The organism is Sphingomonas sp. IC-11 (genome assembly GCF_021043365.1).
GTDB lineage: Bacteria > Pseudomonadota > Alphaproteobacteria > Sphingomonadales > Sphingomonadaceae > Sphingomonas.
Genome location: NZ_JAJNDU010000008.1, coordinates 23,843 through 38,431, shown reverse-complemented (window position 1 = coordinate 38,431; position 14,589 = coordinate 23,843). Strand labels below are relative to the sequence as shown.

The following is a 14,589-nucleotide window of genomic DNA, read 5'->3' as shown; positions in this document are numbered from 1 at the left end:
GGGGAGACCTTTGCCGAGGCCGCAGCGCGGCTGGCGGGGCTGTCGGGCGTGCTGTTCGGCTGGAGCCCGCACGCCTTCTGGGGCGCGACCCCGGCTGAGCTAGCCGCGCTGGTGCGCGTGCTGGGCGGCACGGAGGGAGCGGGAGGGGCGGGGCCGCCCGATGCGGCGACGATCGCCGCACTGAAAAGGGCATTTCCGGATGGATGAGGATTGGGATCGGATGGTCGTCGGCGTGCGCGCCGACGCCGCTGGCTTCGCGCGCGACGTGGCGGAGATGCGCGCCGCGCTGGAGGGACCGCTGGCTGCCGGTGCGGATCGCGCGGGTCGGGCGATCGAGACGACGCTGGCGCGCGCGGTGCGCACCGGCAAGCTGGGGTTCGAGGACCTGAAGAGCGTAGCCTTGTCGGCGATGGGCGAGATTGCGGCGCAGGCGCTGCGCAGCGGGATCGGCAGTGTGGTCGGAATCGGCGGTGCGCCGGGCGGGGGGCTGGCGAGCGTGCTGCTGGCGGCGCTCGGCGCACCGGGGCGCGCCACGGGCGGGCCGGTGTCGCCCGGGCGGCCCTTCTGGGTCGGCGAGAGGGGCCCCGAGCTGTTCGTGCCGACCGCCGCGGGATCGGTGCTGCCGACGCCGGGGCAACCCGCCGGTGGCGGGCGGGACGTGCGGGTGAGCATCGCGATCAACGCCGCTCCGGACGCGGCACCCGCGGCGTTGGCGCGATCGAGCCGGCAAGTGGCGCGTGCCGTGAAGGCTGCGCTGGCGGACATGGAGGATTGAGGGAGAACGCAGATGGCGCACTGCCTGGTTCCCGCGCGCGGGCCGCATCACGTGGCGGACGTGATCTCGCGGTTCGATCCGCGTTTCTGGACCGTCAACTTCCCCCGACCGATGATGGCGGCAGTCACGACCACCGCCCCCGACGCGCTGCGGGTCGATTGCATCTTCTATCGCCGGGACGATCTCGCCGGGCTGATCTGGGAAGCGGAGGACCGCCACGATCACCCGCTGCTCGCCTATGACACGGAGCGGGACTTTCGCACCTGTCGCTTGTCGTTCCGCTGGCGATCGGGCGGGGTGCGGCCGCTCGACGCCAGGCATGGTCCCGCGCTCACGATCGAGGGGCGCGACCAGAACGGCGCGCCGCGATCCTGGTATGTGCGGCTCTGGAACTATGCGGTGGGCACGCCCAACGATGCGCAGGTCACGATCGACTTTGCGCAAGTGATCGGCGGGTTCCTGCTGCCGGATGAAGCCGATCCGGTGTGGGCGGGCGATGTCGACCGCATGTTCATTTCGCTCGTCGCGCCCGATTATGACGAAAGCGACGCGATGCTCGACACCCCGGCAGAGGGATGGGCGGAGGTGAGCGATATTCGGTGCGAGGGCGCCGGATCGGTGATCGGCATCGGGGATGCCGTGCTGCCGGAACACGCCCTGAAGATCGCCAGCGGTTATGACGACAGTTACCACCTGACGCCGGCGCGCCTGCTGCGCAACGTGCTTCACCTCGGCTATCGCGGCGCGATCGTTCATTATGTGGGCATGAGCCACTATTTCCGGCTCAATGGCGACCTGACGGTCAGCGAGGGGCTGAACATGCCGTGCCGGGCGTGGCATCGCTCCTTCGCCGAGGGAGCAAGCGCGCTGGGCCAGGACGTGATCTGGTCGCTCTCCTACGAATTGTTCGATGCCCATTGCCCGGAGGGATGGAAGCAGCGGCGAGCGGATGGCGCGCCGGCGCTGACCGGCTGGGAGCCACCGTCGACGCTGCTTTCCCCAGCCAATGCCGAGGCGATGGCGTATCTGCAGGGGGTGGCGCGCGCCTTTGTCGCGATCGGGGCTGCGGCCGGGCTGGCGCCGAAATTCCAGGTGGGCGAGCCGTGGTGGTGGGTGACACCGGACGGGCAACCCTGCCTCTACGATGCGGCAGCGATCGCTGCCTTCGATCCGGTGCCGGTACCTACCGTCCATGCGCGGCTTTCCACCGATCAGCGCGCGACGCTGGACGCCGCAGGCGCGGCGCTGGCCGCCTCCACGGCGGCGCTATGCGCAGCGGTGCGGCAGGACCATCCCGGGTGCGAGACGCATCTGCTCGCGTACCTGCCGACCGTGCTTGACGCGCGTGCGCCGGAGGCCAAGCGAATGAACATGCCGCCGGGTTGGGCAAGCCCGGCGTTCGACGTGCTGCAGCTGGAGGATTATGACTGGGTAACCGCCGGGGATAGCGCGTCCACGCGCGACGCCGTGGCGCTGGCCAGCGATCGGCTCGGCTATCGGCCCGAACGGCAGGATTATCTTGCCGGCTTCGTCCTGCGACCGACCGACACGGCACAATGGGGCGCGATCGACGCGGCAGCGCAGACGGCGCTGAGCCGCGGGGTGCGGGCGGTCCATGTCTGGGCGCTGCCGCAGGTGATGCGCGACGGGTTCGTGCACTGGGGATCACTCGATCAAGGGGAGGATGCGGTGGACTCGTTCGATGACGTGCTGTTTCCGATTGCGCTGGGGGCCGAGGCGGAGGTGACGCCGGAATTCTCCACGGCCGTGATGATGGGATCGGGCGGGCGCGAAAGCCGCAATGCAAGCTGGGCGGAAGCGCGCACGCGCTACGATGTGGGACCGGGGGTACGCAGCGAAGCCGACATCGCGGCGCTGATCGCGTTCTTTCGCGGGCAGCGCGGACCGGCGCGCGGGTTCCGCTTGCGCGATCCCTTTGACGCGGCGGCGGTGGACGCGCCGATCGGAATTGGCGACGGGATCAACCGCCGCTTCGAACTGGTGAAACATTATGGTGCCGCAGCGCGGCGGATCACGCGGCCGGTCGCCGGAACGCTGGCGGTGAAGGTGAATGGCGAAGCGACGCAGGGCTATTCGCTGGAGCCGCTCGGCATCATCGTCATGGACGTGTCGCCCCCGCCTGGTGCGGTGGTGACGGCAAGCTTCACCTTCGATGTTCCAGTGCGCTTCGCGGAGGATCGCCTGACGGTGTCGCGTGCGACGTTCCTGGCGGGCACGGCGGCTTCCGTGCCGCTGGTCGAGGTGCGCGAGGCATGAGCGACCGGCTGACGACGCTCGCGCTGCTCTGGACGCTGGAGCGGCGCGATGGCGTTACCATCGGACTGACCGACCATGACCGGGACCTGCGGATCGAGGGGAGAACCTACCGCGCGGCACCGGGTATGACCCCGGCGGCCATCGAGCGTAGCGACGGGCTGGACGCCGCCATCACGCAGGCGAGCGGGGCGCTGACCCATGCCACCGTCACCGAACGCGATCTGATCGCCGGGCGGTGGGACGGCGCGCGGGTCACCGTTGCGGTGGTGGACTGGGACGAGGGCGGCACCCCCATCGTGCTGAGCGGGGGCACGATCGGCGAGATCGAGATCGACGAGCGTGGGTTCACCGCGCAGCTGCGTGGGCCCGCGGCCATGCTCGACCGGGCAGTGACCGAGGAAACGAGCGCAGAATGCCGCGCGATGCTGGGTGATCGCCGTTGCCGCGTGCCGATGGCGGGGCGGCGGCGCATCGTTCGCGTGGTGGAGGCGAGCGGCGCTGCATTGACGGTGGATGCGCCGGAGCCGGCCGCCGACGCTTATGGCAACGGGCGACTCCGCTGGCTAAGCGGCGAGGGATGCGGGCTGGCGAGCGAGATCGATCGATCTGCAGGCGCGGTGCTGACCTTGCGCATGCCGCCGCCCTTTACAGTGGCACCTGGCACTCTGGTCGAGCTGATCGAGGGGTGTGACAAGACCGTTGCGACGTGCGCAGCCCGGTTTGCCAATGTCGCGAACTTTCGCGGCGAGCCCTATCTGCCGGGGGTGGACCTGCTGACCCGCTATCCCGGCGCATGACCGCCGGCGAACGGGTGGCCGCGGCGGCGCGTGGCGTAGTGGGCGCGCCGTTCCGGCTGCAGGGGCGGGAACCGGCGACCGGTCTGGATTGCGTTGGCGTGGTTGCCCTGGCGCTGCAGGCGGGTGGCCATGAGGGGCCGGTGCCATCGGGCTATGGCCTGCGCTGCGGGGATGCTGCGCGCTATCGATCATGTTGGGCTGGGCTGGCCGGGGCGGACGGGCGCCGGGCGGGCGACGTGCTGCTGTGCCTGGCCGGGCCACGGCAGCTGCATCTCGCGATCCGCACGGCAACCGGCTTCGTCCATGCGGACGCCGGGCTGCGGCGCGTGGTGGAGCGACCGGGCCAGCTGCCCTGGCCATTGGTGATGGCCTGGCGTTTGGGGGAAAGCTGATGGCAACTCTGGTGCTGACGACGGTTGGCGGGCTGGTCGGTGGCCCGATCGGCGCCGCTCTGGGCGGTATGGTGGGGCAAGCGGCCGACCGGAACCTGCTGTTCAAGCCGAAAGGCCGGCAAGGTCCGCGGCTGACGGAACTGGCGGTGCAATCCTCCAGCTATGGCCGGCCGATCCCGCGGCTGTTTGGTCGCATGCGTGTGGCGGGGCAAGTGATCTGGGCGGCGGATCTGGTCGAGCATCGCCAGCGGGAAGGCGGCGGCAAAGGACAACCGGGCCTGACCAGCTATTCCTACTCCGCGAGCTTCGCGGTTGCCCTTTCCGCGCGGCCGATCATCAACGTCGGCCGGATCTGGGCCGACGGCAATTTGCTGCGCGGGGCGGCGGGTGACTGGAAAGTAGCGACGGGTTTCCGGCTTTATCGCGGCGACGAGGAGCAAGGGGCTGATCCGCTGATCGCCAGCGCGGAAGGTGTGGGTCAGGCGCCCGCACACCGCGGCATCGCCTATATTGTGTTCGAGGATCTGCCGCTGGCGCAGTTCGGAAACAGGATCCCGTCACTCACGTTCGAAGTCATCGCCGACCCCGAGCCAATGCCGGTGGGCGCGATCGCGGGCGAGCTTTCCGGCGGCGCGCTGAGCGGTGAGGGGCCGTTGCAGCGGCTGGACGGCTTTTCCGCCTACGGTGACAGTGTCCGCGGCGTCGTGGAGACGCTCGCCGAGATGTCCGGCGCGTGGTTTGCGCCGGCGGGCCACGGCATCGCGATGCGCGCCGATACGGTGCCGGGTCGGACAGTGGAGGATGATGGCCGGTTCCGGCGACTGACGCCGGCCGGGCGTGTGCCGCGATCGATCCTGGTATCGCATTATGACCCCGACCGTGACTGGCAGACGGGAGCGCAGCGTGCCGTCCGGCAGGGTGGAAGCGATGCCGCGGTGAGCATCGACCTGCCGGCGGCCCTGTCGGCATCGGCCGCGAAGACGATTGCGACCGCCATGCTGGCCCGGGCGGAGGCGGGGCGCACGCGCCGCCGGCTGGAGCTGGATTCCGCAGCGATCGACATCGCCCCTGGCGCGGTGGTCACCATCGCAGGAGAAGAGCAGCGCGGTGCCTGGCGCGTGACGGCCGTTGCCGTTGAGCGTTTCCGCGTGACGCTGGAGCTGGTGTCGCTTGCGCCCCCGCCGATCCCAGCACGGGCCAGCGGGGGAAGAATATTGCGCCAGCCGGATGCTCCGGCGGGGAATACGATCCTGCACGCCGTTGAGCTGCCGGATCTATCGGGCGCGCTGGCCATGCGGCCCCAGTTGACGATCGTGGCAGCGGGTACGCGAGCCGGCTGGCGCCGGGCGGCGTTGCACTACAGCCTGGACGAAGGCGCGCGCTGGACTGCGGCAGGGACGACGCGCGAGCCAGGCGTGATCGGAACCCTCGCGCAAGCGCTGGGGATCGCACCGTCCACCATGATCGACCGCCGCCACTGGATCGACGTCGACTTGCCGCATGAAGCCATGATGCTGACCGGGGCAGACGACGCGGCGCTGGATCGCGGCGCCAATCTGGCAACGGTGGGCGAGGAGCTTCTGCAGTTCGGCAGCGCCAGGCAGATCGGCAGCGGACGCTGGCGGCTGACGGGCCTGCGCCGCGGGCGGTTCGGCACCCCCATTCATGGTGCTCAACAGGGGGCCCGTTTCGTGTTGCTGGATGGTGACAGTGTGGCAACCATCCCTATCGAGGCTGCGCCCGGACAACGCATTCTGGTGATGGCCAACGGGGTCGGTGATTCAGTGCCGGTGGAAGCATCGGGTGTGCTTTCCGGCCGCTCGCTGCTTCCTCCAGCGCCGGTCAGACTGGCGGCTCGCGTCCTGGATCAGACCCTGCATTGCAGCTGGCGGCGGCGCAGCCGAACCGACTGGCGGTGGCGCGATGGCATCGACACCGCGCTGGCGGAAGAACGCGAGGCCTATCGGGTCACCATCAGCACTGCCGGCGGGACGATCACGCTGGAGAGCGAGGCGCCGTCCGTCACCGTGCCGCTGGGAGCGACGACCCCAGCGTCAGGCCAGGTGGCCGTGCAACAGATCGGGACGCACGGCCTCTCCGCCGCGGCGACCGTCAGCTTCTGACAATCGCGCCCGACAATCACGTGGAATGGGGAGGAGGAATCATGAACGATAGCATGAGCGGGGATGCCACCGCGCGGTTGCGGCTGCCGCTGCTCCATGCTGGTCAGGCCCAAAAGGAGCTGGACCACAATGAAGCGCTGACGATGCTCGACCTGGCGGTGCAGCCCGCAGTCGTGGCGATGGGGGTGGACGTGCCACCGCAGGAACCGGCGGAAGGAGAATGCTGGGTCATAGGCTCCCAGCCGGTTAGCGAATGGGCGGGCCGAGAGGGAGCGGTTGCAGGCTGGACGCTTGCCGGCTGGCGCTTCCTGCCAGCGCGGCCGGGGATGACGGTATGGCGGATCGAGGACGGCCTCACAGCCCGGTATGAAGCGGGGTCCTGGCGCATCGGCGAAGTGCGCGCGTCCAGAATCGTGATCGACGGAGCGTCCATGCTGGCCGCGCCGCAACCGGCCATTCCAGGCGTGACCGGCGGGTCAACGATCGACCTCCAGGCACGCGAAGCAGTTGAAGCTGTGCTGGAAACGCTGCGCGTTCACGGTCTGATCCAACGTTAAAATGTGTGTTTTCCGTGCAACAGTTGCCTCTTTTTGTCGCCTTGCACGGAAACCATCCTTTCGATAGTGAGTTTGCGCTGTCCGTAGTGACACCATGGAAAGGGGAATATGATGCGGAAGCTTGCCGTAGTTCTGGCGCTCGCTTCTACCGCTCTCGCCTCGCCTGCACTTGCCCGCGATAACGCGTGGTACGTAGGCGCCGAGTTCGGTGGTATGATCGTCGAGGACATCGAGTTCGATATCACGTCCGCCACGTCGGGCACCGGCACCATCGACCACGACTATGGCTATGACGCCGATGGTGTGGTTGGTTACGACTTCGGCGGCTTCCGCCTCGAGGCCGAAGTTGCCTACAAGTCGGCCGTTGTGGACAGCTACACCTCCACGGTCGGCGTTCCGGTGACCACCGGTGCAGGCGCCGGTACCGTTGCTCCGGGCACGTTTGACTATGCTGGCGGCCGTTCGACGGCGCTGAGCTTCATGGTCAACGGTATGCTCGACTTCGGTGACGATGACGGCATCCAGGGCTTCATCGGCGGTGGTGCCGGTGTGGCGCGCATCAAGAACCGCGTCGCGCTGAACCAGCGTGGCAGCTTCTTGAACGACTCTGACACCGTGTTCGCATGGCAGGGCATCGCCGGCGTTCGTGCGCCGCTGACCGAGAACCTCGACGCGACGCTGAAGTATCGCTTCTTCAACGCCAGCAACGTCGAGCTCGTCGACTTCGCGAACCGCGCCTACGAGGGCCGGTTCCGGTCGCACAGCATCCTGGGCGGTCTGACCTACAACTTCGGCGAACCGGCTGCACCGCCGCCGCCGCCGCCGGAAGTGGTCTGCTCGCCGGGTCCGTTCATTGTCTTCTTCGAGTGGGACAAGTCGGACATCACGCCGGAAGCAGCGTCGATCCTCGACAACGCGGTGACGCAGTACCAGTCGTGCGGCAACGCGCAGGTCATGCTGGCCGGCCACGCCGACCGTTCGGGTGCCGCTTCGTACAACGTCGGCCTGTCGCAGCGCCGTGCCGACGCGGTCAAGGCGTACCTGACCTCGAAGGCGATCCCGGACAACGTGATCTCGACCGAAGCGTTCGGCGAAAGCCGTCCGCGTGTCGACACGGCCGACGGTGTCCGCGAGGTTCAGAACCGTCGCGTGGAGGTCACCTACGGTCCGGGTTCGGGCATGTAAGACCTTTCGTCTTATCGGACGAACTGGGAGGGGTCGGATTTTTCCGGCCCCTCTTTGTTTATGGGCAATGCGGGAGACGCTGGCGGCGCGCCGAGGGGGTGGCGCGATAGACCTGCTGGTTCTCCGTCCCGTGCGCTCACGAGGCATTGTCGTGAGGATGCTCGATGTTCCCGCGGGGGCTACCGGGCGCACCACCTATCGTTCATGTGAAACACCGAGCGCGTTCCCGACCTCGGGAGCCTGGCGCAGCTTTTCCCAACCGCTGGCCGCGCCTGATCGTGGCGAGCGATTGTATCGGGCGCTGGTCCCGATCCATGGCGCTCTTTCGGCTCATCGGACCGCGGCTCACCTGCCGCCTTCGCTGCGAGCTTGAGATCAGGCCTTTGATCTACCGGCTATGCCTCGACGGCAGTGAGATGTCGTGCTGGCAGGGCGCCGGCGCGGCTTCTGTGTGCTTCCCCAGTGCGTGCGGATCTTGAGCGCAGTCCGATACGCTTCCCTGAAGGACGCGAGCGTTGCCGCTGCGATGGGCGAGTTGGTCGTCCTGTCGCAGTCGCGTTCGTGCCGGTGGGCTCAGGGCTGCTTACCGCGCGCGTCTAGTGAAGTCAGAGCGACGCTTGTTGGCGACCTGCTGGCATGTCGGGCGGGCGATCGATCGGCGTCGCCCAGACGCGGCTGCACCGGCAAAGGTGCGTGTTGCCAAGCAAATCGGCCGAAGCAGGCCGATTAGGCCCGGGTAATCCGCGTCACATGGCCCATCTTGCGCCCGGCGCGAACTTCACGCTTTCCGTAGAGGTGGACATGGGCGCCGGGTTCCGCGAGCAGTTCCGCCCATCGATCGACGTCGTGACCGATCAGATTGTCCATCGTCACGGCGGCGCCAGTGAGTGCCGTGTCCCCGAGCGGCAAGCCGCAGATCGCGCGGACGTGGTTTTCGAACTGCGACGTGACCGCGCCTTCCATCGTCCAATGGCCGGAGTTGTGGACGCGCGGCGCCATCTCGTTGAAGACGGGGCCATCTTCGGTGGCGAAGAACTCGCATGTCAGCACGCCGACATGGTTCAGCGCGTCCGCGATGCGGCCGGTCAGTGCCGCCGCTTCGGTCCAGTGCGCAGCGATCGGCGCCGGGGCAGGAACCGTCGAGCGTGCGAGGATGCCATCGGCATGCTCATTCCAGGGTGGCGGATAGCTGACCATCGAGCCATCAGCCGCACGCACCAGAACGATCGAGAACTCGTGGCTGAAGGTCACAAAGGCTTCCAGCACCGCTGCGCCGCCTACCGCTTCCCACGCCTGATCGGCGTCGGCGGGCGAGGAAAGGCGCGCCTGGCCCTTGCCGTCATAGCCCATGCGGGTGGTCTTCAGCACCGCCGGCGTGCCAATCGTCCGGATGGCTTCATCGAGTGCGTCGCGGGTCGGAACGGCGGCCCAGCGCGCCGGGGTGCCGCCCAAGCCAGCAACGAACGCCTTTTCCGCCAACCGATCCTGAGCAACCCGCAGGCTGGCAGGCGACGGGTGGACCGGCACGCGCTCGGCGAGCCACTCCACCGGCTCGGCAGCGATATTCTCAAACTCGTAGGTGATCACGTCGCACTGAGCGGCGAAGTCGGCCAGCACCACCCGGTTGTGATAATCGGCGCGGGTCAGCGCGGAGGCGGTCTGCGCCGCCACGCTCTCCCGATCCGGCGCCAGAACATGGGTGCGGTAACCCAGCTGCGCCGCGGCAGACGCGATCATCCGCCCGAGCTGTCCGCCCCCCAGAATGCCGATCGTCGATCCGGGTGGCAGGGCCTTCATTGGGGGAGCTCCGCAACACTGTCAGTCTGGGCCGCGCGCCATTGCTTCAGCCGCCCGGCAAGGGCGTCGTCGCTGACGGCAAGGATCGCTGCGGCAAGGAGGCCGGCGTTGATCGCGCCGGCCTTGCCGATGGCGAGCGTCCCTACGGGAATGCCGCCGGGCATCTGAACGATCGACAGCAGGCTATCCATCCCCTTCAGCGCCTTTGATTCCACCGGCACACCAAGAACGGGCAGATGCGTCATCGCGGCGGCCATGCCCGGCAAGTGCGCCGCGCCGCCGGCACCGGCGATGATCACCTTCAGGCCGCGGTCGGCGGCATGAGTGGCATAGTCATACAAGCGTTGGGGGGTGCGATGCGCGGATACGACCCGCATTTCATGGGGCACGCCGAGCGCATCCAGCGTCTCGGCAGCGTGCCGCATTGTCTCCCAGTCGGAGGTCGAGCCCATGATGATGCCGACGTGCGCCATTTCTGGCGGTTAGCGAGGGAGAATAAGGAGGGCAACAGGAAGCTGCCGTTGCGGCAGCGAGATTGCTGGCCCGTTGCTGCCGACGCTTTGGCCGGCGTGTCGCCTCGTGACAGGCCATGCCGACGATGCCGCCGCGTGCGACGCTTCGCTCAACCTGGTCGGGTGAAAATCAGCGCCGGGCGTTCGGGTTCAGGGCGAGGATGCGGGCGACATCCCGCTCGATCACGCGGTTGGTCACTCGCTCGATCAGTCGCTGCGCGCTCCGCCACGGGCGCAGGTCGCCCTCACGCCGCCGGTGGCCATCGATCAGGCGGCTGCCCCAGCTTTCGATCGCCGGGCCAGTGGCGCTCGGCAGATCCTCGGCAAGCACCAGCGACGGGAACGGCAGTGCGATGGCGGGGGACGCAAACGCATCCCGGTCGCGCCCCTGCGTCGGGGGTGGATCGAACAGGAGCGCGCCGGCAACCCGGGAAACATAGTTGGCGGGCGACAAGCGTGCCCACCAAGACGCGGCGTGGCAACCGATCCCCTCCGCCACAAGCACCACAGCCCGATCTGCCCGCATCACCGCAGCGTCCAGTTGCGCTGCCCAGATGCTGCGTCGTTCACCGCCATCCAGCACGACATGCTCGTCGCCCTGGCTGGGCCAGCGCAGTCGCGCGTTCCATGCCGGCGATTCGACCCCGGGAGCGGCAATGGTGATGATCGAGAAACGGTCCGGCATTGTGGCCGTGGCAATCGACATGGCGCCCTTCTCCGAGTCTTTCGCGACGGGATCATGCCATCAACGCTTATCATGCGGCAATGGGCTCGTCGGTTTACCCCTAGGGGCTCGCCGCCAGCCGGGCACGGCGTGGCTCAGGCAGGAGGGCCGGCGTTCGCGCGTGTTGCGCGGCGGTGGCGATCAGGCGTTTGGCCAGCGGAACGCCAGCCGAGTCTCTCCTTCCGGCGTTCCGGACGGGCCGAACCGACGCTCGACCATCAAACCTGCGCCGTCAGCGGCGATCGCCAATACCGTGCTGCACCGCGTCCCGTACACGCTGTCGCGGATGAACACTGGCCGCTCTCCCGAGGTTGTCGGCTCTTCGTCAGCGAGAAGTTCGAGCAACTCCTCGGGTGCGCGGCCCCGCGCTAGCCACTCGCCAAGCGCTTGCGTCAACGTACGTGTACGCGGCCAAGGCGGATCGAGCGGCCCATTGGAGATGCCGTGGAGCCCGGATGCGAGCGGCTGATGCACGAGGATGGGACGGTTGGTGCGGAATTCCGCTTGGTCGCCAATCGTCATCAGGCTGAACCCGCCGAAGCCGCCGAGGCTCGCGTCCGCCGGAAGCGCGCCATCGCGCAGGTAATCCGCCACAAGGGCGCCCCGGGAGGGTGATGCGTCGCCGCGCGGAAAGCCGGCAACATTGGTGACCACGGCAAAGCGACCCTGCTCAGACACGCCCAACCAGCCCCCGCCCGAAACAAGATCGCGCCCGCCGAGCACATGTGGCGCATCTTCCCATCGCGCAATTGGGGCCGAGGGGCGGGCATGGAATTCATCGCGGTTCGCGGCGACCACGAGTTGCCAGCGCGGGCTGGCCGCCCAGGCGAGCGCAACAACACACATCAGCGGGATTGACATTGGGGAAGGGTCATCAGGCGTCCTTAGCCCGGTGAAGGCGCGATCGCGAAGCTCGTTTGCCGGCGAAGGGCGCAGGCACGGCAGGGGGCGAGCGTATCAGCCGACGAGTGCGCGATCACGCATCCCACGCCATACCCGCAGTGCCTGAACCGTCTCGGCCACATCATGCACCCGGAGCAACTGCACGCCGGCCGCGGCGCCCTTGAGCGCGAGCGCCACGGATCCGCCCAGGCGCTCCCCTACTGGCGCTTCGTTGGAGAGCGCACCGATCAGGCGCTTGCGGCTGGCGCCCAGCATGATCGGGCATCCAAGCCCGTGAAAGATGGCGAGGTCGTTGAGCAATGCGAGATTGTCCTGCAGCGACTTGCCGAAGCCAATGCCGGGATCGACGATGATCTTGCCGCTATCCAGCCCTGCCGCGGTCAGGGCGTCGATCCGCGCTTCCAGCCAGTCAAAGACATCGGTCACCACATCGCGATAGCCGCCGCTGCCATGCCCGCCCTTCTCGGGATCGGGCGAGTGCATGATGATCACCGGGCAGCTGGCCCCAACCACGACGTCAAGCGCGCGCTTATCCCACAACAGCGCCGACACATCGTTGACGATGGCCGCGCCCGCGGCGAGCGCCCGCTCCATCACCAGGGCCTTGCGGGTGTCGATGGACACCAGGGCGCCTGCGGCGGCGAGCCGCTCGATCACCCGCACGACTCGGTCGGCTTCATCCTGTTCCCACACGGGCGCCGCACCTGGACGGGTGGATTCGCCGCCGACATCGATCATTCCGGCGCCCGCGCCCGCCATCGCCATGCCGGCCGATGTCGCTGCCGCGGGATCCTCGCGGTGAACGCCGCCGTCCGAGAAGCTGTCGGGCGTCATGTTGAGAATGCCGGCGACGACCGGTTGATCGAACCGGAGCGTCCGTGCGCCCAGCACCAGGGGCGGGCGTGGTGCGGTGATGCGTTGGTGAAGCTGCGCCGCACGCGGGCCAAGGTTGGCGAGTTCGGTAAGCGGGACGATGCGCTTGGCGCCGCCCTCGCTCACTTCATAAGCGGCGAACCATTGCATGCCGCCGGCCAGTCGGCTGACCGCGCCATCGGCGTAAGCGAATGGCGCATCGACGAAGTGGATCGGGCGAAGATGCATGGCGGGCTCTCAGGTATAGGACCATGAGGCTGTGAAGCAGCCGCCGCGGTGGAGCAAGCGGCGGTTCCGGCCCGGCGCCCCGAGCACCAGGACGGGCGCCCGGCTGTTCCTGGAACAGCCGGGCGGCGATCAGATCTGCGTTGCGAGGAGGTAGGTCTGCCGGATCGCGTCGATCGGCTTCAGCGTGCCGTCCGCCTCGTAATGCCAGAAGCTCCAGCCGTTGCACGCCGGGGCGCCCTGCAACGTGGCGCCCAGCTTGTGGATCGAGCCAATGGCGCCGCAATCGCTTGCAAGGCTGCCGTCGGCCCGAACGGTGGCGCGGAACCGGCGCTTGGCATCCATCACTACGCTGCCGGCCGGCAGATAAGCGTTTTCGACCAGAACGCCGAACGCGACCTTCGGCTGCTGACGCGGGCTCTGCATGGTGGTGAGCGCCGATTCGTCCAGCGGCAGCGCATCCGCGATTCGCGAACGCGCAGCGTCGATATAGACGTTCTCGCGTTCGATCCCGATCCAGCGGCGGCCAAGCCGCTTGGCAACGGCGCCCGTCGTTCCCGTCCCGAAGAACGGGTCAAGCACAACGTCCCCCGGCTTCGTGCAGGCCAGCAGAATCCGGTACAGCAAAGCCTCCGGTTTCTGGGTGGGATGGACCTTGTGCCCGTCCGCGCCCTTCAGTCGCTCCTGACCGCCACAGATCGGGAATTCCCAATCCGAACGCATCTGGATCTCGTCGTTCAGCGTCTTCATCGAGCGGTAGTTAAAGGTGTATTTCGCCTTCTCGCCCTTGGATGCCCAGATCAGCGTTTCATGCGCGTTGGTGAACCGTGTGCCGCGAAAATTCGGCATCGGATTGTTCTTGCGCCAGACAATGTCGTTCAGGATCCAATAGCCCAGATCCTGCACCGCCGCGCCTACGCGGAAGATGTTGTGATAGCTGCCGATCACCCAGATCGTGCCGTCATCCTTAAGGATCCGGTGCGCCTCAGCCAGCCATGCGCGAGTGAACGCGTCATAAGCGGCGAAGGTGTCGAATTTGTCCCAATCGTCCGTCACTGCATCCACATGGCTGCCGTCCGGACGAAACAGCTCACCCCCGAGCTGCAGATTATAGGGCGGATCGGCGAAGATCATGTCGATCGACTTCGCCGGCAGCGCGCGCATGTGCGCGATGCAATCCCCCATCAGGATCTCGTCCAGCGGCAGCGCCACGCCTTCCTCAGGCGCCGCGGCCCGGGTGCGACGCACACGCGTTTTCTCAATGACACTCATGCGTTTCCCCCTTCTCGCACGCGACCGTCGTCGCGCGGCGGACTCGTCGTCAAGGGTTCAGTAACTAAAGCCGGAACGGGCCATTTCGTTGGCAGAGCGGAACATTTTGCGCACCATCCCAGATATTGAGTCTGACAGTGCCAGACGACTCAACGGGTGGGGTGTGGCGCAAAAGAC

14 protein-coding genes are annotated in these 14,589 nt (G+C 67.7%); 8 read left to right on the top strand and 6 right to left on the bottom strand.

The window, feature by feature from the left end:
- The 8 genes from LQ954_RS16000 to LQ954_RS15965 form a co-directional block, all read left to right on the top strand.
- Window positions 1–207: phage tail assembly chaperone (locus tag LQ954_RS16000; RefSeq protein ID WP_443026643.1), on the top strand; the 207-nt coding region annotated here is incomplete at its 5' end.
- Window positions 200–775: a tail tape measure protein gene (locus LQ954_RS15995; protein ID WP_231024058.1), complete on the top strand. Its 576-nt coding sequence runs from the start codon at window positions 200–202 to the stop codon at window positions 773–775. The genes LQ954_RS16000 and LQ954_RS15995, both read left to right, overlap by 8 nt.
- Before the next feature lie 12 nt (window positions 776–787).
- The gene (locus tag LQ954_RS15990; RefSeq protein WP_231024057.1) at window positions 788–3,052 is read left to right on the top strand and encodes a DUF2460 domain-containing protein; all 2,265 of its coding nucleotides are present in this window, start codon (window positions 788–790) and stop codon (window positions 3,050–3,052) included.
- On the top strand, window positions 3,049–3,849 hold the full coding sequence (locus LQ954_RS15985; protein ID WP_231024056.1) for a DUF2163 domain-containing protein: 801 nt from the start codon (window positions 3,049–3,051) through the stop codon (window positions 3,847–3,849). Before LQ954_RS15990 ends, LQ954_RS15985 begins: the two co-directional genes overlap by 4 nt.
- Window positions 3,846–4,241 carry a peptidoglycan endopeptidase gene (locus LQ954_RS15980; protein ID WP_231024055.1) on the top strand — a complete coding sequence of 132 codons (396 nt, stop codon included), beginning with the start codon at window positions 3,846–3,848 and terminating at the stop codon, window positions 4,239–4,241. Before LQ954_RS15985 ends, LQ954_RS15980 begins: the two co-directional genes overlap by 4 nt.
- Window positions 4,241–6,364: a GTA baseplate fiber-binding domain-containing protein gene (locus LQ954_RS15975; protein WP_231024054.1), complete on the top strand. Its 2,124-nt coding sequence runs from the start codon at window positions 4,241–4,243 to the stop codon at window positions 6,362–6,364. Before LQ954_RS15980 ends, LQ954_RS15975 begins: the two co-directional genes overlap by 1 nt.
- 41 nt (window positions 6,365–6,405) lie before the next feature.
- Window positions 6,406–6,921, top strand: a complete 516-nt coding sequence (locus LQ954_RS15970; protein WP_231024053.1) for a DUF2793 domain-containing protein — start codon at window positions 6,406–6,408, stop codon at window positions 6,919–6,921.
- Window positions 6,922–7,032: 111 nt separating this feature from the next.
- Window positions 7,033–8,106, top strand: a complete 1,074-nt coding sequence (locus LQ954_RS15965; RefSeq protein WP_231024060.1) for an OmpA family protein — start codon at window positions 7,033–7,035, stop codon at window positions 8,104–8,106.
- A gap of 726 nt (window positions 8,107–8,832) precedes the next feature.
- Here the strand turns inward: LQ954_RS15965 and LQ954_RS15960 are convergent.
- The 6 genes from LQ954_RS15960 to LQ954_RS15935 form a co-directional block, all read right to left on the bottom strand.
- Window positions 8,833–9,903, bottom strand: a complete 1,071-nt coding sequence (locus tag LQ954_RS15960; protein WP_231024052.1) for a 5-(carboxyamino)imidazole ribonucleotide synthase — start codon at window positions 9,901–9,903, stop codon at window positions 8,833–8,835.
- Window positions 9,900–10,376, bottom strand: coding sequence for a 5-(carboxyamino)imidazole ribonucleotide mutase (gene purE / locus LQ954_RS15955; RefSeq protein ID WP_231024051.1), 477 nt, complete (start codon window positions 10,374–10,376; stop codon window positions 9,900–9,902). The genes LQ954_RS15960 and purE overlap by 4 nt, the downstream gene beginning before the upstream one ends.
- A 169-nt stretch (window positions 10,377–10,545) precedes the next feature.
- The gene (locus tag LQ954_RS15950) at window positions 10,546–11,121 is read right to left on the bottom strand and encodes an alpha/beta hydrolase (RefSeq protein WP_227773032.1); all 576 of its coding nucleotides are present in this window, start codon (window positions 11,119–11,121) and stop codon (window positions 10,546–10,548) included.
- Window positions 11,122–11,280: 159 nt separating this feature from the next.
- Window positions 11,281–11,985 carry an NRDE family protein gene (locus LQ954_RS15945; RefSeq protein ID WP_231024050.1) on the bottom strand — a complete coding sequence of 235 codons (705 nt, stop codon included), beginning with the start codon at window positions 11,983–11,985 and terminating at the stop codon, window positions 11,281–11,283.
- 111 nt (window positions 11,986–12,096) lie between these two features.
- Entirely contained in the window at window positions 12,097–13,143 is a 1,047-nt protein-coding gene (gene folP / locus LQ954_RS15940; protein ID WP_231024049.1) for a dihydropteroate synthase, read from the bottom strand.
- Window positions 13,144–13,272: 129 nt separating this feature from the next.
- The gene (locus LQ954_RS15935) at window positions 13,273–14,412 is read right to left on the bottom strand and encodes a site-specific DNA-methyltransferase (protein WP_321576580.1); all 1,140 of its coding nucleotides are present in this window, start codon (window positions 14,410–14,412) and stop codon (window positions 13,273–13,275) included.
- Window positions 14,413–14,589 lie beyond the last annotated feature (177 nt).